19 protein-coding genes are annotated in these 18,209 nt (G+C 66.3%); 12 read left to right on the top strand and 7 right to left on the bottom strand.

Annotation, left to right across the window (positions count from 1 at the left end):
- Positions 1-163 precede the first annotated feature (163 nt).
- Positions 164-559: a DUF1801 domain-containing protein gene (locus ACX12D_RS21495; protein WP_459375537.1), complete on the top strand. Its 396-nt coding sequence runs from the start codon at positions 164-166 to the stop codon at positions 557-559.
- Between the two features lie 74 nt (positions 560-633).
- Here ACX12D_RS21495 and ACX12D_RS21500 read toward each other — a convergent pair whose 3' ends face one another.
- Positions 634-1,059, bottom strand: coding sequence for a hypothetical protein (locus tag ACX12D_RS21500; RefSeq protein WP_459375538.1), 426 nt, complete (start codon positions 1,057-1,059; stop codon positions 634-636).
- 299 nt (positions 1,060-1,358) lie between these two features.
- Between ACX12D_RS21500 and ACX12D_RS21505 the strand changes: the two genes are divergently transcribed.
- Both ACX12D_RS21505 and ACX12D_RS21510 read left to right on the top strand, forming a co-directional pair.
- Positions 1,359-1,796: a CopG family transcriptional regulator gene (locus ACX12D_RS21505; RefSeq protein ID WP_459375539.1), complete on the top strand. Its 438-nt coding sequence runs from the start codon at positions 1,359-1,361 to the stop codon at positions 1,794-1,796.
- 49 nt (positions 1,797-1,845) lie between these two features.
- Positions 1,846-2,988, top strand: a complete 1,143-nt coding sequence (locus tag ACX12D_RS21510) for an extracellular catalytic domain type 1 short-chain-length polyhydroxyalkanoate depolymerase (RefSeq protein WP_459375540.1) — start codon at positions 1,846-1,848, stop codon at positions 2,986-2,988.
- A gap of 43 nt (positions 2,989-3,031) precedes the next feature.
- Here ACX12D_RS21510 and ACX12D_RS21515 read toward each other — a convergent pair whose 3' ends face one another.
- Positions 3,032-3,919: a LysR family transcriptional regulator gene (locus ACX12D_RS21515; protein WP_183033095.1), complete on the bottom strand. Its 888-nt coding sequence runs from the start codon at positions 3,917-3,919 to the stop codon at positions 3,032-3,034.
- 230 nt (positions 3,920-4,149) lie between these two features.
- Between ACX12D_RS21515 and ACX12D_RS21520 the strand changes: the two genes are divergently transcribed.
- The 3 genes from ACX12D_RS21520 to ACX12D_RS21530 all read left to right on the top strand — a co-directional run bounded on the left by ACX12D_RS21520 (position 4,150) and on the right by ACX12D_RS21530 (position 7,035).
- Complete coding sequence (locus ACX12D_RS21520) at positions 4,150-5,151, top strand: ornithine cyclodeaminase family protein (protein ID WP_459375541.1); 1,002 nt, start codon at positions 4,150-4,152, stop codon at positions 5,149-5,151.
- Positions 5,148-5,981, top strand: coding sequence for a phosphate/phosphite/phosphonate ABC transporter substrate-binding protein (locus ACX12D_RS21525; protein WP_459375542.1), 834 nt, complete (start codon positions 5,148-5,150; stop codon positions 5,979-5,981). The genes ACX12D_RS21520 and ACX12D_RS21525 overlap by 4 nt, the downstream gene beginning before the upstream one ends.
- 97 nt (positions 5,982-6,078) lie before the next feature.
- Positions 6,079-7,035 (top strand): Bug family tripartite tricarboxylate transporter substrate binding protein, encoded by a 957-nt coding sequence (locus ACX12D_RS21530; RefSeq protein WP_459375543.1) that lies wholly within the window; start codon positions 6,079-6,081, stop codon positions 7,033-7,035.
- A gap of 123 nt (positions 7,036-7,158) precedes the next feature.
- Here ACX12D_RS21530 and ACX12D_RS21535 read toward each other — a convergent pair whose 3' ends face one another.
- Positions 7,159-7,701 carry an ureidoglycolate lyase gene (locus ACX12D_RS21535; RefSeq protein WP_459375544.1) on the bottom strand — a complete coding sequence of 181 codons (543 nt, stop codon included), beginning with the start codon at positions 7,699-7,701 and terminating at the stop codon, positions 7,159-7,161.
- Positions 7,702-7,952: 251 nt separating this feature from the next.
- On the opposite strand from ACX12D_RS21535, the gene ACX12D_RS21540 reads away from it, so the two are divergent.
- The 5 genes from ACX12D_RS21540 to ACX12D_RS21560 all read left to right on the top strand — a co-directional run bounded on the left by ACX12D_RS21540 (position 7,953) and on the right by ACX12D_RS21560 (position 12,912).
- Positions 7,953-9,275 (top strand): MFS transporter, encoded by a 1,323-nt coding sequence (locus ACX12D_RS21540; RefSeq protein ID WP_459376477.1) that lies wholly within the window; start codon positions 7,953-7,955, stop codon positions 9,273-9,275.
- 132 nt (positions 9,276-9,407) lie between these two features.
- Positions 9,408-10,136 carry a FadR/GntR family transcriptional regulator gene (locus ACX12D_RS21545; RefSeq protein WP_459375545.1) on the top strand — a complete coding sequence of 243 codons (729 nt, stop codon included), beginning with the start codon at positions 9,408-9,410 and terminating at the stop codon, positions 10,134-10,136.
- A 129-nt stretch (positions 10,137-10,265) separates the two neighbouring features.
- On the top strand, positions 10,266-11,462 hold the full coding sequence (locus tag ACX12D_RS21550) for a methyl-accepting chemotaxis protein (protein WP_459375546.1): 1,197 nt from the start codon (positions 10,266-10,268) through the stop codon (positions 11,460-11,462).
- 362 nt (positions 11,463-11,824) lie between these two features.
- Positions 11,825-12,211, top strand: a complete 387-nt coding sequence (locus ACX12D_RS21555; protein ID WP_459375547.1) for an RcnB family protein — start codon at positions 11,825-11,827, stop codon at positions 12,209-12,211.
- 380 nt (positions 12,212-12,591) lie between these two features.
- A complete protein-coding gene (locus tag ACX12D_RS21560) occupies positions 12,592-12,912 on the top strand; it encodes a high-potential iron-sulfur protein (RefSeq protein WP_459376478.1) in 321 nt (106 codons plus the stop codon).
- Positions 12,913-13,027: 115 nt separating this feature from the next.
- Here ACX12D_RS21560 and ACX12D_RS21565 read toward each other — a convergent pair whose 3' ends face one another.
- Positions 13,028-14,485, bottom strand: a complete 1,458-nt coding sequence (locus ACX12D_RS21565; protein WP_459375548.1) for a M81 family metallopeptidase — start codon at positions 14,483-14,485, stop codon at positions 13,028-13,030.
- Positions 14,486-14,496: 11 nt separating this feature from the next.
- On the bottom strand, positions 14,497-15,477 hold the full coding sequence (locus ACX12D_RS21570) for a tripartite tricarboxylate transporter substrate binding protein (protein WP_459375549.1): 981 nt from the start codon (positions 15,475-15,477) through the stop codon (positions 14,497-14,499).
- A gap of 184 nt (positions 15,478-15,661) precedes the next feature.
- On the opposite strand from ACX12D_RS21570, the gene ACX12D_RS21575 reads away from it, so the two are divergent.
- Positions 15,662-16,579, top strand: coding sequence for a LysR family transcriptional regulator (locus ACX12D_RS21575; protein WP_459375550.1), 918 nt, complete (start codon positions 15,662-15,664; stop codon positions 16,577-16,579).
- 98 nt (positions 16,580-16,677) lie between these two features.
- Here ACX12D_RS21575 and ACX12D_RS21580 read toward each other — a convergent pair whose 3' ends face one another.
- Both ACX12D_RS21580 and ACX12D_RS21585 read right to left on the bottom strand, forming a co-directional pair.
- Positions 16,678-17,148, bottom strand: a complete 471-nt coding sequence (locus tag ACX12D_RS21580) for a MarR family transcriptional regulator (protein ID WP_459375551.1) — start codon at positions 17,146-17,148, stop codon at positions 16,678-16,680.
- 280 nt (positions 17,149-17,428) lie between these two features.
- Positions 17,429-18,190 (bottom strand): metallophosphoesterase, encoded by a 762-nt coding sequence (locus tag ACX12D_RS21585; RefSeq protein WP_459375552.1) that lies wholly within the window; start codon positions 18,188-18,190, stop codon positions 17,429-17,431.
- Positions 18,191-18,209 lie beyond the last annotated feature (19 nt).

The raw sequence follows: 18,209 nt of genomic DNA on the forward strand, positions 1-18,209 counted from the left end.
CATGTCGCCACGACCCCGTAGGGTCGACAACGATCATGCCGGATGCACAACCAATCGGGTATGGTAAATTCAAGACCGCCTATTCAGGCGCGGTACCGCTCACGCAACGGCGAGCCGGCTATGCAAGCAAGATGGTAAAACAGCCGAATCAGGTGCAATCCCTATGAAAAAGAGCGCAACGACCCAGGGCGAATCCCCTTCCCGGCTGATCGACGCCAGGATCCAGGAACTGGACGACTGGCGGGGCAAGACGCTCTCCCATGTCCGCGCTCTCATCAAGCAGGCTGACCCTGAGGTGGTCGAGGAGTGGAAGTGGAGAGGCGTTCCGGTCTGGTCTCACGATGGACTGATCTGCACCGGCGAGACCTACAAGAGCGTTGTGAAGCTGACTTTCGCCAAGGGCGCTTCGCTCGATGACCCTTCAGGACTATTCAACGCCAGCCTGGAAGGCAACACCCGGCGTGCTATCGATCTGCACGAGGGTGACGAAATGGACGAGGATGCCTTCAAGACGCTCATACGCGCCGCTGCAGCCCTGAACGGGTCATCGGCCCGATAGCCGGTCCGGTGCCACATGCGCCGGCGCCCATCCTGGCCGTTGCAGCTGCCACGGCCAGCTAGCACGTCCAGCAACTACGGCCGCTTGTCCCCTGCCGGGCTGGCAGGGCGCCGCGCTGGCAGCTTGCCGAGGATGCAATCCACCGCGCGCGTATCCGATTTGCCTTGCCCGAGCGCGCCGACGACCGAATCGCGATACTGCGCCGGCGTGATGCGCCGGTAGTAAAGCCGGGAGGTCTGGTCGAGCCAGTACACGTAGTCGCTGTTGTTCTGGCCACCGTCGGTGCGCAGCCAATCGCTGATGTTGTTGTTTCCGATCATCATGTTCGGGCAGCCTCGCTGCACGCTGTCGAGGTAGGCATTGAAGCCTTTTGCCTCGTAGTTGCGCACCGAGTCTGGCGCGCAGGCGCATAGCGCCAGGGCTGCGCAAGCGCAGGCAAGCCGGGATGCCGCCCGGCGATGCCGCAGGCTGCTGCGCGTTGTCATTGCGGGGGCTGGCATATCGCTCCTATGTCCTCTCGATCAATGGATAAATCGATCTCTTGAGCCCTGGTTCCCCGGTGCTCTGGTTCCGTGTGCGTGAAGCCACGCCCAAGGATAGAGCAGATCCCCCGGCACCTTGCCGCGTGGCGAAAAATTTCATGGGCCGCCCGTAAAGGCTTGCATGCCAGGGCGGGCAATTCCACCGGATACCGTAGGCTGCACTTTCATGTGCGATTGCAGCAAAAGACTGCAATCGTTCTTGAATAATCGGCCATCCCATCCTATAACCATCCCATTGGATGGTATTTGGATGGTAAATGACGATGGATGAGCGGCAAAAGACACTTGTGGCGCAACCCCGCCCTAAAGGCGGCGAGACCGAGAAGATCACGATCAATCTCGGCCCGGTCGATCTCGGCCAGATCGACCTGCTGGTCGAGGAAGGCTTTTACTCAAACCGTACCGACCTGATCCGCACCGCGATCCGCAACCAGCTTGCGATCCACGCGCAGGCCGTCAGCGAGACCGTGACGCGGCGCGCGCTGGTGCTCGGCCTGCAGCATTTCTCCCGCCAGGACCTGGAGGCAGCGCAAGCCGCGCACCAGCGCCTGGATATCCATGTGCTGGGACTGGCCAGCATCGCATCCGATGTCACGCCCGAGCTTGCCCTGGCCACGATCGAGTCGATCGTGGTGCTGGGCGCTTTCCACGCCTCCGCCGCCGTCAAGGCCGCGCTGGCCGGCCGCATCCGCTAAGCCGCCAGGCAACGGAAAGCCCAACGCCAAAGGCACATAGAAGGACACCATGACGAAGATGAACGAAGAATTTCTGGCTTCCATGCAGGAAGCCATGGCGCTGCTGCGCACGGCGGGGCCGCTGGAAGCCACCGAGGTCATTGCGCGCGCGTTGCGCGGCAACAGCGCAGTGCCCGCAGTCCCCGCAGTCCCCAATCCCGGCTTCCAGCCTGCGCAAGTTGTCGAGGCGCTGCTGCCACGCCAGGCGCAGGAGCGTGCTGCGCAAGCGCGCGAAGGCCGCGCGCACCCCGCGGATGCCCCGCAACCCGCGCCGCAACCCGCAGCGCAACCCGGCGTGCAGGACACCGGCCACTTCACCACCAGGCGCCATGCCGGACACGCCGGCCAGCGTGCCTACAAGGTCTACGTGCCCGCCGGCTTCGAGGGCAAGCGCCTGCCGCTGGTGGTGATGCTGCACGGCTGCACGCAGGATGCCGACGATTTCGCGGCGGGTACCCGCATGAATGCGCTGGCGAAGCAGCACGGTTTCGTGGTTGCTTATCCCATCCAGCCCGTGACGGCGAACCCGTCCAGGTGCTGGAGCTGGTTCAAGCCGGGCGACCAGCAGCGCGAGCAGGGCGAGCCGTCGCTGATCGCGGGCATCACGCGGGACGTCATGGCCAGCCATCCGGTCGATCCCGATCGCGTGTATGTGGCCGGCTTGTCCGCCGGCGGCGCCATGGCCGCCGTGATGGTGCATGCGTATCCCGACCTGTATGCCGCGGCGGGGATTCACTCCGGCTTGCCGTATGCCAGCGCGCATGACTTGCCGTCGGCGCTGGCCGCGATGCAGGGCGGCAAGCTGGCGGGCCAGCACATGGCGAAAGCGCAGGCCGCGCCGTTGCGGCCGCTGATCGTCTTCCAGGGCGACGCGGATACGACGGTGCATGTGTCCAACGCCGACCGGCTGCTGCGGGATTTCCAGCATGACGGCGAGCAGGACAGCCAGCGCCGGAGCAGGCAGAACGGGCGCGCCTTCACGCGCCGTCAATTGAAGTCGCGCGATGGCGTTGACGCCGAGTATTGGCTGCTGCATGGCGCGCCGCACGCGTGGGCGGGTGGCAGTACGCATGGCTCGTACACCGATGCGAGCGGGCCTGATGCCAGCGCGGAGATGGTGCGGTTTTTCCTGGCGCATCCGTTGAAGAGGTAAGCGGGCGGTAGGGGTGCGTCGACCTGATGGCCCCTGCACGCCTTCAAGCCTTCATCCGCGCCACCAGTTCCTGCGCAAACTCCAGCGACAGCCGCGACAGCGGCTCGGACTGGACATTGAAGATCTGGACCGAGGCATTGACCTTGGTCCGGATCGGAATCGCCACGATATTGGGCCACGCCTGCCCGAACACCGTCATGGCATCGACCAGCGCGATGCCGGCCCCGGCCTGTGCCAGCGCGCGCGCTACGTGCGCCTGCTCCACTTCGATGCGCATATCGAGGTCATCGAAGCCGCTGCCAAACATTTCCCGCACCAGCAAGCCGAAGGGCACATCCGCGCCGTAGCCGATCAATGGCTCCCCGGCGAGCTCCGCCGGGCGCACGTAGCTGCGCCCGCTCAAAGGGTGCCCCGCGGGCACCAGCGCCACCATCGGGTTCTTCACCAGCAGCCGGGATTCCAGGTTGGGATGCGCCAGCGGCATGTTGGACACGGCCAGCTCGGCCTGGCCGGAGAGCAGGGCGCGCAGCATGTTGCCCGGGATCTGCGTGCGCACGACGATGCGCACGGCCGGATGCGCAGCGCGAAACGAGGCGATGGCGCGGGGCAGCACCGTCTGCCCGAGATTCGGGCTGCATGAAATGCGCAGGCTGCCCGTGCGGTTGGTCGCGAGGTCTTCCGCGATCTCGTTCACGCGCTCGATCCCCTCGTACACCACATTGACCTCGCCCAGCAGCCGCCTGGCTTCCGGCGTGGGATGCAGGCGGCCCTTCACGCGGCGGAACAGTTCCAGCCCCAGGCGCTGCTCGGTGTGCGACATCAGCCGGCTGATGGCGGGCTGCGACACATACAGGAGCTTGGACGCGCCGCTGATCGAGCCCGTGAGCATCACGGCACGGAACACTTCAATCTGCCGGAGGTTCATTTTCATGATTTCAACCTATTAACCTGATGTTAAGTCGCGCGGATATATAAGCATATGACAGTAAGGATTGCGCTGCCTACACTGGGTCCTGGCAGCGCGCTTGCCCACGTGCACCAAGGCGGCGCCAGGCGCAATCGGCGCCGGCACCGCGATGGGGACGCATGGCCCATCGCGGGGCATCTTGATGCATGCCGGTGCATTGCCCCAACGTCCACTGCGGGAGACAAGGAAAAAACATGAGCGACATCCACCTGACTTACATCAACGGCCGTGACATTGCGAAGCTCGCCATGACCGACAAGGAAATCCTCGACGCGGTCGAGCAGGGCCTGCTGGCGCAAGGTAACAAGCAGACGGTGATCGAGCCGCGCGTGCACCTGATTCCAGACCCGGCATTCAATGGCCACTTCAATGTGCTGCGGGGCTATGTGGCGCCGCTGGGGCTGGCCGGCGTGAAGATCGTCGGCGACTACGTCGACAACTACAAGCTGGGCCTGCCGTCGGAGATGGCCATGCTCAACCTGTTCGACCCCCGCACCGGCATGCCGGTGGCGATGATCGACGCAACCTTCATCACCGATGCGCGCACCGGCGCGGTGACCGCACTGGGCGCTCGCCACCTGGCACGGCGCAACAGCAAGGTGCTTGGCCATATCGGCGCGCGCGGCACGTCGTACTGGAACGTGCGCCTGCTCGACAGCCTCTTTGATTTCGACGAGATCCGGGTGCATTCACGCCGCCCGGAAAGCCGCGACGCGTTCGCCGCGCGGCTGGAGAAGGATCTTGGCAAGAAGGTCATCGTCACGCCGGACTGGGAGTCGTGTGTGCGGGGCGCCGACATCGTGGTCGAGGCGTCGCGGCTGGACCAGCCCACGCCGCTGCTCAAGACCGAGTGGATCAAGCCGGGCGCTTTCGTGGTGCCGTATGGGACCATGAGCGCGGTGGAGCTGTCGCTGACCGACATCATGAGCAAGCTGGTGGTGGACGACTGGACGCAGTGCAAGGGTGGCATGTTCGGCTCGCTGCGCGCACATGTGGAGGCGGGCAAGTTGTCCGCGCAGACGCTGCACGCGGAGCTTGGCGACATCGTCGCGGGCCGCAAGCCGGGCCGCCAGAGCGACGACGAGACCAACCTGTTCTGGCACCGAGGCCTGTCGCTGAGCGATATCGCGCTTGGCCACGCCATCATGAAGAAGGCCGAGCGCATGGGCATTGGCCAGCAGCTCGTCTACGCATGATCGCCAACGCGCGCATGTATGCGGTGGCCGCGCCGGTGGCCCAGGCGTGGCGTGCGCTGTTTGCCTACGTGGGCGAGCGGGCCGGCGTGGCGTGGACCTATGTCGAGCATGCCGCGCCGGCGCCGGTCAGCGCGCTGTGGGCGCGGCCGGACTGCGGCTGTGTCTTCATGTGCGGGTTCCCGTTTGTCAGCGCGGGAAGCCGGCATCGCCTGCTGGCCGCGCCGGTGCCATCGCTGCCGCGCTATGGGGGGCGGCCGGAATACTTCACCGAGTTCATCGTGCGCGCCGATGCGGCGTTCGCCACGCTGGAGCCGGCCTTTGGTGGCCGGCTGGCTTGCATGTTGCCGGAATCGAATTCCGGCTTCAACGCGCCGCGGCACTACCTGATGGCAAAGGCTGCCGCCGGCGCCGCCACGCTGTTCCGGCCAACGGCGGCGCCAACTCCCACGCCTCGCCAGGTGATCGACGCGGTGATCGGCGGCGATGCCGAGGTTGGCGTGGTCGACAGCTATGTGCTGGACCTGCTGCGCATGCATGTCCCTGAGCTGATGGCGAAGGTGCGCAGTGTGGCGGTGACGCCGGCGTCTCCGATCCCGCCGCTGGTGGCCGCGCCGCAGGCCGGCGACGCCGCCGTGGCGCGCGTGCGCGCCGTGCTGCTGGAGCTGCATCGCGACCCGGCCTGCGCGGGCTGGCTTGCGCAACTGCGGCTGGCGCGCTTTGCTTGCGTCGCCGCGCAGGACTATGACGTGCTGGCGCGCTACGCCAGCGAAGCCGACCATGCGGGCTTTGCGCTGACCGGCACTTTTGGCGCCAGGGCGCACCGTCCATGACCGCCACGGCAGCGAGCGCGGCTTGCGCGCGGCCTGACCGTGCCGGGAGCCCGTTTTTGTGATTTCCTGATAGTCCGACTGACGTGGAGAATTGTCGATGAAGCGTTTCCTGATGACCTTGCTGGCCGCCGGGTTGCCGATGCTGGCCAGCGCCCAGGCCTATCCGTCCAAGCCCGTGCGGCTGATCGTGCCGTTCCCCGCGGGCGGGCCCGCCGACGTGCTCGGCAGGGTCGTGGGCGAGGGGCTGTCCAAGGCGTGGGGCCAAAGCGTATTGGTGGAGAACAAGGCGGGCGCGGCCGGCACCATTGGCGTGGAGCAGGCGGCCAAGGCCGCGCCGGACGGCTATACGCTGGCGGTGGTGCCGGTGGGCAATATCGCCGTCAATCCTTCGCTGTTCCGCAGCCTGCCGTACAAGGCGCAGGACCTGGTGCCGGTGACGATGCTGGCGACGGCGCAGAACGTGCTGGTGGTCGGCGCCAGCGTCCCCGCCGCCTCCCTCGCGGATCTCCTCAAGCTGGCGGCGCAAAAACCGGGAGAGCTGACCTTTGCCTCGCCCGGGGCCGGCAGCCAGGCGCACCTAGCGGGCGAATTGCTGCAGCTGGACGCCAAGGTCAAGCTCAACCACATTCCCTACAAGGGCGTGAGCCCGGCCATGACCGATCTGGTCGGGGGCCAGGTGACCATGATGTTCGCGCAGGTCTCGTCGGCGTTGCCCTACATCAAGGCGGGCAAGCTCCATGCGCTCGGCGTGGCCAGCCAGAAACGCCTGGCGGTGATGCCCGACGTGCCCACCATTGCCGAGCAGGGCTTCCCCAGGTTCGAGGCGGTATCCTGGTATGCGCTGATGGCGCCGGCAGGCACGCCCAGGGAGGTGATCGCCCGCATCAATCACCAGGCGCTTGAAGTACTGGCGAGCCCGGCGCTCAAGGAGAAGCTGGCCACGCTCGGCATGGATCCCAGCGGCGGCACGCCGCAGGAACTGGCCACCACGATTGAGCAGGACAGCGCGCGCTGGGCCGGCGTGATTCGCAAGCGCCAGATCACGGTGGACTGAGGGCGTTGCGAGGCCGCCAGTTTGATCCGCTGCGCCAATCGCAGGCAGCGGGGGAGGGGCGGGATCAAGCTGGGATCAAGCCGGTGCAGTCCTGCACCCCACACGCGGCAGGCGACAGCGCCTTTACCCCGCGACCTGGTAGTTGCCGCGCAGCTCGGTAACGTCGCAGTTGTGGCCCTCGCCGCCGCGGTCCACCACCAGGAAGCGCGCCGCGCCTTGCGTGACGATCAGCGAGTGATGCCAGGCGCCGCGCTTGTAGTTCACGCCTTGCCTGCCGTTGGTGACAAACACGCGGATAGCCGATTCGTCGATCTGGTCGCCAACGGGCGCCACGACCACGAGGAAAGCGGCTTCGTCCAGGGGCACGAAGGCCTGGCTGCCCAGCGGGTGCCGCTCCATGGCGCGGATGCCGAGCGGCAGCGCATAAGGCTGCGCGTCGAAGAAGCTGATCAGCGCCCGGCCGCCCTGCGCGCCGACGTCGACGCCGGCAAGGTCGTCATAGCGCAGCGTCATGCCGCCATTGATCACCATCGGCGCGCGCCCCTCGCTTTCAATGACATCGCCAAACGGGGCGAATGCGGCTACGGTCAGTGGCTCCACCTGCAGGCGCACCGGCGGTTGGGATGGCAGTGGGGGCTGGATCGCCGTCTCGTCGGGAGCAGACACGTTTTTCCTCTTGTCGTGGGTAAGGAGTGGCCGGGGAAGGCGCTTGGCCAACCCCTGTGGATCAACTGGTAATACCAGTGGTGCTAGTATCCGGTTGCTCATGACGGGCGTCAAGACGCCAATATCACAGGGTTTACGCCGCTTTCCCAAGCAAACGCCGGGACGTATCCTTCGCCATCTCTAAGAAAGCAGACTGGTAATACCAGTTGAAATAACAAGCCGAGCCACCCGAGGAGGAAACCGCTGTGTCCCTGACCACCGCCCCATCGCTAGCCCCCGAGCCCGCCGCCGCCCACGCGGCGGCGGCGCAGGAAAATGCCGTCTACCGCAAGGTTGCGTGGCGCCTGCTGCCGTTCCTGATGCTCTGTTATGTCGTGGCCTACCTGGACCGCGTCAACGTGGGGTTTGCCAAGCTGCATATGCTTGGCGACCTGCGGTTCAGCGAGTCCGCCTACGGGCTGGGCGCTGGCCTGTTCTTCATCGGGTACTTCTTCTTTGAAGTGCCGAGCAATGTGCTGATGCACCGCATCGGCGCCAAGGCAACCATCTCGCGCATCATGATCATGTGGAGCGTGATTTCGGCGGCGATGGTGTTCGTGCAGACCACCACGCAGTTCTACGTGCTGCGCTTCCTGCTTGGCGCGGCCGAGGCGGGCTTTTACCCCGGCATGATCCTGTACCTGACCTACTGGTTCCCGTCGCACCGCCGCGCGCGCATGGTGGCACTGTTCATGTGCGCGATCCCGGTGTCGGGCATCTTCGGCGGCCCGCTCTCCGGCTTCATCATGGAGTCCATGCAGGGCGTGGCGGGGTTGCGCGGCTGGCAATGGATGTTCCTGATCGAAGCGCTGCCTTCGCTGCTGGTCGGCGTTGCCGTGCTGGCCTACCTGGACAACAACATCCGCTCGGCGCGATGGCTGACGCAGGGCGAAAAAGACCTGCTGGAGCGCAACATCGCCAACGAGAACGCCACCAAAGCCGGGCACATGACCATGCGGCAGCTGTTCTCGGACCGCCGCATCATCAAGATGGCCTGTATCTGCTTTTGCACGGTGATGGGCCAGTACGGGCTGACGTTCTGGCTGCCGTCCCTGATCCGGCAGGCCGGCGTGAGCGGCGCGCTGAATATCGGCCTGCTGACGGCCATCCCGTTCTCCGTCGCGGTGTGTTCGATGATCCTGGTCAGCCGCAGCTCCGACCGCATGCGCGAACGCCGCTGGCACCTGATCGTGCCGTTTTGCTGCGGCGCCGCCGGCCTGGCGCTGAGCGCGATCTTCAGCGACAACGTGGTGCTCTCGCTCGCCGCACTGGCGCTGGCGGCGGGCGGCAGCCTGGCCACGTCGCCGTTGTTCTGGAGCCTGCCGACCGCGCTGCTGTCCGGCGCGGGCGCCGCCGCCGGCATCGCCATGATCAACTCGTTCGCCAACCTGGCGGGCTTTGTCAGCCCATACATGATCGGCCTGATCAAGGACGCGACGCAGAGCACCAACCTGGCCATGTTCGTGCTGGCTGGCGTGCTGCTTTGCGGCGCGGCGCTGACCTATACGGTGCCGGCGCGGCTGGTGAACAAGTAAGCCAGGCAGGTACGCGACAGCGCTGCCCGGGGCGTGCGCCGGGCAGGCCGTCGAGTACAATTTGCCGTCGATCCGGCGGCAAGCGCCGGCCGCCCATCTTTCACGATCCCGCGCAGGACTTCATCGCACCCAATGGTCACAGCTACCGCCATCTCCGCCAACGCCGCGAACCTGATCCGCGAGTGGATCGAGGGCGGCAAGTATCCGGCCGGATCGCTGTTGCCCTCGCAGCGCGACCTGTCGGAGCAGCTCGGCATCAGCCGCACCTCGCTGCGTGAGGCGTTGTCCGCGCTGCAGGGGCTCGGGCTGGTGGTCTCGCGCCCCGGCAAGGGCGTGTACGTGGCCGCCGACGCCGGCGACGGCACGACGCCGCCATGGCGTTTCTCCAAATCGCATTCGCTGACCGATATCTACCAGCTGCGCTTCGCGCTGGAGGGCTTCACCGTGGGGCTGGCCGCGGCGGCGCTGCTGCCCGAAGACATCGACGCCCTGCGCGAGAACACCGAGGCCATGCGGGGCTGCATCGACGCGTCCGACTTCACGCAGGCTGCCCGGCTGGACTTTGATTTTCATATGCGCATCATCGCGATCGCCGGCAACCGCGCCATCGCCGATATCCTGCGCAACAGCACTGACGTCATGCAGGAAAGCCAGCGCTTGCCGTTCTACCAGCGCGGCAGCCGCCATGCCACCTACACCGAGCATTGCGCCATCATCGACGCCTTGGCCGCGGGCGACGCCAGCCTGGCCCAGCGCGCCATGTCGGATCACATCGTCCGGGCGGCCCAGCGCGCCGGCGTGCATTTCCCCGCGGGCAGCCGCGCGGGCGACGGGGCGGCGCCGGGCCATCTCCCCGGCTGAGCGGGCCTTGCGGACGGAGCGGGTACAGGCATCCAGAGGCATCCAGGATTTCTCCTAAAGTTTCTGCGCGCATCGCCGTTATCCAGACGACGAAGCAGGCGTAGTCCACATAAAAGGGGAGATGCAGCAATGATGTCATTTGCCAACCTGACCATCCGTACGCGCCTTGGCGTGGGATTCGCGGTGGTTTTGCTCTTGATGGCCGCGGCAATCGCGGCCGGGCTGGACCGCCTGCCTGGTGCGAGCGGCGGCGGCGCGCAACAGGCCATCGACGGCGCGCGCACCCTGATGTTTACCCTATGGTTTGTCGCGCTTCTGGTGGGTGCCGCCTTTACCTACGGCATTGCGCGCAGTATCGCCGAGCCGCTAGGCGAGGCCGTCTATATTGCCGAGACCGTGGCCTCCGGCGATCTCAGCAAGGAGTTCGAGACCGAGCGCAAGGGCGAGTTCGGCCGCTTGTTGGCCGGCATGGGCGAGATGGAGGACATGCTCACGGACCTGGTGACCCGCATCAAGGAATCGACCGATTCCATCACCGACGCCTCCAAGCAGATCGCCGCCGGCAATGCCGACCTCTCGCAGCGCACGGAGGAGCAGGCCTCGGCGCTGCAGGAAACCGCATCGAGCATGGGCGAGCTGACCGCCATGGTCAGGCAGAATACCGAGCGCGCGCACGCGGCCAATGAACTGGCGGCCAACGCCTCGCATATTGCGCAGCGCGGCGGCACCGTGGTGGGCGAGGTGGTGGAAACCATGCAGGCGATCAGCGCCAGCTCCAAGAAGGTCGTCGACATCATCGACGTGATCGAAGGCATTGCGTTCCAGACCAATATCCTGGCGCTCAACGCTGCCGTGGAAGCCGCGCGCGCGGGCGAGCAAGGGCGTGGCTTTGCCGTGGTGGCCGGCGAGGTGCGCACGCTGGCGCAGCGCAGCGCGGCGGCGGCCAAGGAAATCCGCGGCCTGATCGGCGATTCGGTTGAGCAGGTGCGCAACGGCTCCGCGCGGGTGGAGCATGCCGGCCAGACCATGCGCGAGATCGTGACGGCGTCCAGCCAGGTCACCACCATCCTGGGCGAGATTTCGGCGGCATCGGCGCAGCAGAGTGGCGGCATCGAGCAGGTCAATCAAGCCGTGATGCAAATGGATGCGGTCACGCAGCAGAACGCCGCGCTGGTGGAACAAGCCGCCGCCGCCTCGTCTGCCCTGGCGGAACAGGCGCACCAGCTGCAGAACGCGGTGGGCGAGTTCAAGCTGGAAGCCACCCCTGACGACGACGCCCCTGGGCAACACCGCTTTGCCGGCATGCTGCGGGGCGCGCACGCCTGATCGCTGGCGGCACATGGCTTGTGATGCGGGCGCGGCTTGCGTGCCGCATCCTGGCCAAATCGGGTTGTCATTCTGACGCGGATGGCGGGCATTTACCGCCACCGTGTTCCTGCCAGTCTCCCTCCGCGTTTCAATTTTTCTCCGCGCAGGCACGATGAGCGCCTGATCCGGCGCTTCTCGGCTGCATTCTGCGCCGCAGCCACTATCCTTAAGCCGGGCATCGAAGCTGCGAGCCAGTCCATGGCGACAAGCCGTTCACGTGGACGGCTCGTGCTTCTGGCCTTGTGGACGTTGTCCCGCCAAGGGCCAGCGCGGCCACCGCGGCCAGCACGGCTACAGCGGCTAATAAAAAGGAGTGCCTGATGACGAAAACCATGAGAAGCAAACTGCTGTTGGGCGTGATGCTCGCCGGCGGGTTCCTGGTCTCGGCCCCGAGTTTTGCGCAGCCGGACCGCGGCCCTGACCGTGGCTACCAGTACCAGGGCCAGCCATCCCGGGACGCCCGTGAGCGGGCGGGCGACGACCGTGACAACGCGCGTAGCGGGCCGGGTCAGTGGCATAAGGGCGACAGGCTCCCCGCGGAGTACCGTGATCGCCAATATGTGGTGGATGACTGGCGCTCGCACGACCTGCCGAAGCCATCGAAGGGCCACCACTGGGTCGGCATCGGCGCGGACTACTACCTGGTCGCTCCAAATGGGGCGATTGTGGATATGGGTGGACGGGGTGGACGGGGTGGACACCACTAAGACGTTTTGCCCAGCCCGATTGCCCTGCCTGATCCGGCCTCATGCGATCCGGCGGCCGGATTCCGGGTGCGCGCAGGGCATGGATCGCTCACATTCCATGACTACGCGCAACGTCAGCGCAATCGACGTCGTCTAAACTCTATCGGGATACAAGCCTGGGGCCGGCCAAGATGGCGGCTCCGGGTGCCGGCTGCGCGCACTTTGAATCGACGTGCCTGACACTTGGTTTCTTGCTGGGGCGTGGCCTGCTTCCGGGCTGGTATCCGGCGCGCGCCACCATGGGCGCGCCGATGATTGACGGACAGTGGCTTGCGTGGCTGCACGATGCACGAGGCGCGGCCCTGTCCGGTTTGTCCCCCCACAGAAAAAAAGGATTAAAGATGTCAACTCGTCGTCATTTCTTGAAAGGCATTCCGATCATCGCGGCGGCCGGCGCGCTGGGCGTTTCCCTGGCGGCCCGGGCGCAGGGAAGCGGCCCGATGGTGGATGAAAAGGACCCGCAGGCGGTCGGCCTTGGCTACAAGGCGGATTCGTCCAAGGTGGACAAGGCCAAGTACCCGAAGCATGACGCCACCCAGCATTGCGGCAACTGCCAGCTCTTCCAGGGCAAGGCGACGGATGCAAGCGGCGGCTGCCCGCTGTTCGCCGGCAAGCAGGTCGCGACCAAGGGCTGGTGCAGTGCGTGGGTGAAGAAGGCTTGAAGAAAGCGCGAAGAAAGCGCGAGAAAGCGCGAATGAGGCTTGATGGCGGCTGATGCAGGCTTGATGCCGTGAAGGCGGCGCACGCGCGTCTGGGCGCGTGCGCCGCCTTTTTTATTCAGGCATCGATCGGCCACTTGGGCCGGCGAATGTGCCGATAGGGCAGGGAGCGCAAATCGAGCGAGACCGAGCCTGGCGTGTCCGCATAGATGACATGGCGCGCAATCCGCGAGAACGCGGTGTGGAAGTGCTGCGCGGACTTGACGACGATCAGCGTCTTTTCGGACAGTCGGCAGCCGAGCTGCGTGAAGACATTGGTGTCCAGCGCCTGCGCGCGCCGCGTGATCAGCACGATCTCGATGCCATCCGCCTCCACCAGCGCTGCGTTGCCCACCGCCGCCGGCGCGCCCGACAGCCCCGTCATGATCATGTCCGGGACCAGCGCCTTCACGGTGCAAGCCAGGTCGATGGGCTCGCCGGACATCGGACTGACCTTGCCGCCGATGCGCAGCGCCAGCCGCGCGCCCACGCCGGCACTAAAGGCAATGCGCACAGCGATGGGATCCCACAAGGGGCCCACCGCCACGTTGCCGATGCCACGCTCGCGCAGGCGGTGCAGCAGGAACGTGGCATCGCCCGCCGCGCCGCCGCCGGGGTTGTCGGCCGCATCCGCGATGACCACGGGCGCGCCGCCTGGCTCCATGGCCAATGCCAGCGCCTGGTCGATGGCCGCATCCGGGCCAGGGTAAGCGGGTGTCAGGGTCTCGCGCAGGCCGATCAGCTCGTCGGCCAGGCGCCGCGCGAGCCCGCGCGCGGCAGCGCCATCGCCATCCGCGTACACCAGCAGCTTGGTGCCCATGTCGGGCACGTCGCCCCACGGGAAGCCATGTGCCACGGAGACCGAGAGGATGCCGTCGCGTCCTTCCAGTGCGATCAGCCGGTCGACGTAGCTGCGTGCCGGCTCCTGGTTGGTCCGGATGGTGACGACCATCCCGCAGTCGGCCACCGCCGCCACGGGGGCGATGTGTCCCGCCACCTGCGCCGCGCACAGGTCCACCAGCTCCAGCGCCCGCTCGCGGATATCGGTGTGCGGATACTCCTTGTAGGCCACCAGGATGTCGGCGTGCGCCACCATGTCATCCGACAGGTGGCAGTGCGGGTCCAGCTCGGCGCCGATCACCACGCCGGGGCCAACCAGCGCGCGCACGCGGGTGAGCAAGTCGCCCTCGCAGTCCGCATAGCCATCGGCCACCATGGCGCCGTGCAGGCCCAGCACCACCATGTCGACGGGGAGCGCTCGGCGCAGGTCGCCGAGCAGCTCATCGCGCAGCGCCTCATAGGCGTGGCGCGTGGTGACGCCGCCGGGCTGCGCGCCCGCGGCCATGCCCTCGACCACCACCCAGCCGCGCGCGCGGCCGCGTTCGCGCGCGGCCCACAGCGGGCCGCTGAACATGGTCATCTCCGGCGGGTGCGTGCCTGCGGGAAAGTAGCCGCGGTCGACGAACGCATCGAGCGCGGTCGGCAGCGGGGCGAAGGTGTTGGTCTCGGTGGCCAGCGAGCCGGTAAACACGCGCATGATCTGCCAGCCTAGTCCGCGGTGGCGCCAGAGGCCTTGACCACCGCGCCCCATTTGGTGATTTCCGAGCCGACAAACTGGCGCAGCGCCTCGGGCGTGCCGCCGCCCGGTGTCGCCACCATCGCGGCGAGCTTCTCGCGGGTTTCCTTCTCGGCCATGATCGCGTTGACTTCCTTGTTCAGCGTATCGACGATGCTGCCCGGCGTGCCAGCGGGCAGGAACAGCGCATACCACGACACCACTTCATAGCCCTTCAGCCCGCCCGCATCCACGGTGGGGATCTCTGGTGCGAAGGGCTGCGGGCTGGCGCTGGTCACGGCCAGCGCGCGCAGCTTGCCGCTCTTGATCAGCGGCATGACCGACGGCGCCGTATCGAACATCACCTGCACCTGGCCCGCCATCAGGTCGGTCAGCGCCGGCGCGCTGCCCTTGTACTGCACGTGCTCCATCTGGATGCCCGCCATCATCTTGAACAACTCGGCCGACAGCCGCGTGGACGAGCCAGCGCCGGACGACGCGAAGAAGATGCCCTTGGGGTGCGCTTTGGCATAGCTGATGAACTCCGCCACCGTCGTGGCCGGCACCGACGGGTTCACCGCCATGATGTTCGGGAAGCGCGTGAGCAGCACCACCGGCGCGAAGTCCTTCTGGAAGTCGAAGGGCAGCTTCTTGTACAGCGAGACATTGATGGTGCTGGCATTGGAGCCTAGCAGGATGGTGTAGCCATCATTGGGCGAGCGCGCCACGCCGGCCGCCGCGATATTGCTGGCCGCGCCAGGACGGTTCTCGACCACAAAGCTCTGCCCGAGCCGTTCCGACAGCCGGTTGGCCACCAGCCGCGCCACGGCATCGGAGGAGCCGCCGGGCGCGTAACCGACCACGATCTTCACGGGTTTGACCGGGTACGCGGGGTCTTGCGGCGCCGCGCCCGCGGTCTGGTGACAGAGCACGCCCAGGGTTGCGGCTGCCAGGATTGATGCGAAAGGTCTCATGCTTTGTTGGCTCGAAGGGGATCGTGGTCGCGGATTTCCCGCCCGCACATTATTCGCAATTCCGGTCGTCCGAATCAATGTAAGCTTGCCGGGAAATTGTTGCCTATTTGGCAACGATTTATGGAGTTCGAGCCAGTCAGGAAACGGGAAACGGGAAACAGGAAACGGGAAACAGGAACGGAACATGGAAGGCGGACTAAGCGCGCGGCGCCTGCAGTATTTCTTTGAAGCGGTCAACACAGGGTCGGTGCGCGGTGCGGCCGAGCGCCTTGGCGTGGAGCCGTCGATTGTCAGCCGGCAGATCCAGTTGCTGGAGACCGAGCTAGGCGTGGCGCTGCTGGAGCGCAAAGGCCGGGGCATCGTGCCCACGGAGGTGGCCGCCATCGTGATGGACCATTGCCGCGACCGCCAGGCCAGCGAACAAGCGCTGATGGCCCGGCTCGATGAAGTAAACGGCCTGCAGCGCGGGGATATCCAGCTGGTGGCCAGCGAGGGCTTTGTCGACATCCTGATGAGCGGGGTAGTGGACGCGTTCTGCCGGCAATATCCCGGCATCCGCGTCTCGCTCAAGGTGGCGGGCGCCTCCGACGCCGTGCGTGCGGTGGCGCACGACGACGCGCATATCGGCGTCGTGTTCGGCGCGCCCGCGGACCCCGCCGTTCGCGTGGTCACGGCGCGCACGCATCCGCTGTGCGTGATCGCCTGGCCCGACCATCCGCTCGCGCGGCAGCGCAAACGGCCCGCCTTGAAGGACGTGGCGCGTTATCCGGTGGCGCTGATGGCGCCGGGATTCGGCTTGCGCCAGCTGATCCAGATGGCCGAGCTGTCCGAGAACATCGTTCTCACGCCCAGCTTCGTCGCCAACTCCATCCTCACGCTCAAGCGCTATGTCGAGTGCCGCCTTGGCCTGACCTTCACCTCCTCGAATTCCGTGGTGAAGGAAGTCGCCAGGGGCGAGCTGGTGGCGTTGCGCACCACCAACCCCATCTTCGAGGCCGCGCAGTCGCGCCTGATCGTCAGGGCCAACCGGCCGCTGAGCAGCGCGGCACGCGGCATGCTTGAGCGCATCGAAGCGTCGCCGTTGTTTGGTGGCGGGAAGTGAGGCAAGGCGGGCTTGCCCAGTGCCCGGCGGCATATCGGCGCTGGGCGCGGCAGGGAGCATCGGGGGGGCCGCTTTGTTTGTTTTTTGTTTGCTTGCTTTCAGTGCGCCGGTTCTACCCGGCGTTCCGCCTGGCGCCCAAGCCGCACGCTGTGGTCGTGCAACGTGGCTTTCATGCGCCTGAGCGAGACCGTCAGCGCGTGGCGTTCCTCTGTGCTGAAGGGGGCCACGGAGACGGAGTGGAGCGCCTTCAACCCTTTCCAGACGCGCTCCACCTTAGGCTCGGCGCGCTCGGGAATCAACGGCTGGCCGGCGGGATCGTATGCGATCCAGCCGTCGGTGTGCAAGGCGTCCAGCAGGCTCTCCGAGTGGGCCGCGGATATCAGCATCTGGCCCAGGTAAGGCTGATGGCGAACGAACTCTTCCTGGCGGATAGCGCGCAGCAAGATCCATTTCGGATAGTCGAGTCCAGCATCGTACAGAGTCTGGTCCAGCACACGCTGCCATTCGCGCACGCTGTCCATCAAGGCAAGTAGTACGGATTCCGTCGGTTCGAGAGCCTTAGGCTGCATTGCTTTGTCTCCTGTCTTTCGGGCTTGCCGCCAGACCAGGGGCCGGTGCTTGGCCGGCCCGGGCGGCGCAGGGGATTCGGCGGGCGTCGCCTGCCTCGATTTCCTGCGGGGCAGACATTAGCAGACAACTTCTGCCATGGCGAAGTGCCCCTGCGGGCCGAAAGGTCTGGCAGTGCATTGCACGGCTCAAACCAAGGGAAAGTCCCAGGTGGCTTGTCCGGTGCGCATCACGCCGGCGTTCGCGCCGCGAACTTCGGTGCGGTTGCTGGCCGGCGTTGTTTTACAGTTCGATGACAAGGCCCGGATTGAAAGCCGGGTTTTCTAGCTTGCCTTCCCGTGCGTAGCCACGCGGGTTGCACACCACGCGGGTGGCGCCCAGGTGATAGTCGAAGCTGTCATGGGTGTGCCCATGCACCCAGAGCGCAGGCTGCCATGCCGCGATTTCCTGGCGCAGGTCGGAGACGAAGCTGGCGTTGAGGTGCGAGCCGGCGAACTTGGGGCTGATGCTCAGCGGTGACGGCGCGAAGTGCGTGATGACGACGGTCTGGCCGTCGTGGGGCGCCTGGAACCGCTGCGCCAGCCAGGCTACCGAATCCCTGAACAGCGCCTGCGACGTGGCGGGCGTGAAGCGCTCCTCGAAATCCGGCGCGACGCGGATGCGGGAGAAGTCGCGCATCAGTGCCTGGGCGTCGCGCAGGCCATCCGCGCGCTGCTGCGGGGAGGAGAACAAGCGGTAGTCGGACCACAGCGTGCAGCCGAGAAAGCGCACGCCGCGGTAATGCCATTCCGAGCGCTCCAGCACCTGTACCTGCGTGCCGGCCGCGCCGGCGCGCAGGGCGTCCATGGTGGTGGCCAGGTCGCTGCCGTAGAACTCGTGATTGCCAGCCACGTACAAGGTGGGCACGGTGGCGGCCGCGGCCCATGCCATGGCTTCCCGGGGGCGCCAGATGTCGCCAGCCAGTATCATCACGTCGACATCGGGATTCGGAAAGTCCATCGGATAGACCGAAAGATGCAGGTCCGAAACCAAACCAATTTTCATGCGTCTCTCCTTGGAAGAA

Source organism: Cupriavidus sp. PET2-C1, assembly GCF_054515855.1.

Coding starts and splice junctions, on each gene's coding strand:
- ACX12D_RS21495 (WP_459375537.1), top strand. CDS start 164: ATGAAAAAGAGCGCAACGACCCAGGGCGAATCCCCTTCCCGGCTGATC.
- ACX12D_RS21500 (WP_459375538.1), bottom strand. CDS start 1,059: ATGCCAGCCCCCGCAATGACAACGCGCAGCAGCCTGCGGCATCGCCGG.
- ACX12D_RS21505 (WP_459375539.1), top strand. CDS start 1,359: ATGACGATGGATGAGCGGCAAAAGACACTTGTGGCGCAACCCCGCCCT.
- ACX12D_RS21510 (WP_459375540.1), top strand. CDS start 1,846: ATGACGAAGATGAACGAAGAATTTCTGGCTTCCATGCAGGAAGCCATG.
- ACX12D_RS21515 (WP_183033095.1), bottom strand. CDS start 3,919: ATGAAAATGAACCTCCGGCAGATTGAAGTGTTCCGTGCCGTGATGCTC.
- ACX12D_RS21520 (WP_459375541.1), top strand. CDS start 4,150: ATGAGCGACATCCACCTGACTTACATCAACGGCCGTGACATTGCGAAG.
- ACX12D_RS21525 (WP_459375542.1), top strand. CDS start 5,148: ATGATCGCCAACGCGCGCATGTATGCGGTGGCCGCGCCGGTGGCCCAG.
- ACX12D_RS21530 (WP_459375543.1), top strand. CDS start 6,079: ATGAAGCGTTTCCTGATGACCTTGCTGGCCGCCGGGTTGCCGATGCTG.
- ACX12D_RS21545 (WP_459375545.1), top strand. CDS start 9,408: ATGGTCACAGCTACCGCCATCTCCGCCAACGCCGCGAACCTGATCCGC.
- ACX12D_RS21550 (WP_459375546.1), top strand. CDS start 10,266: ATGATGTCATTTGCCAACCTGACCATCCGTACGCGCCTTGGCGTGGGA.
- ACX12D_RS21555 (WP_459375547.1), top strand. CDS start 11,825: ATGACGAAAACCATGAGAAGCAAACTGCTGTTGGGCGTGATGCTCGCC.
- ACX12D_RS21560 (WP_459376478.1), top strand. CDS start 12,592: ATGTCAACTCGTCGTCATTTCTTGAAAGGCATTCCGATCATCGCGGCG.
- ACX12D_RS21565 (WP_459375548.1), bottom strand. CDS start 14,485: ATGCGCGTGTTTACCGGCTCGCTGGCCACCGAGACCAACACCTTCGCC.
- ACX12D_RS21570 (WP_459375549.1), bottom strand. CDS start 15,477: ATGAGACCTTTCGCATCAATCCTGGCAGCCGCAACCCTGGGCGTGCTC.
- ACX12D_RS21575 (WP_459375550.1), top strand. CDS start 15,662: ATGGAAGGCGGACTAAGCGCGCGGCGCCTGCAGTATTTCTTTGAAGCG.
- ACX12D_RS21580 (WP_459375551.1), bottom strand. CDS start 17,148: ATGCAGCCTAAGGCTCTCGAACCGACGGAATCCGTACTACTTGCCTTG.
- ACX12D_RS21585 (WP_459375552.1), bottom strand. CDS start 18,190: ATGAAAATTGGTTTGGTTTCGGACCTGCATCTTTCGGTCTATCCGATG.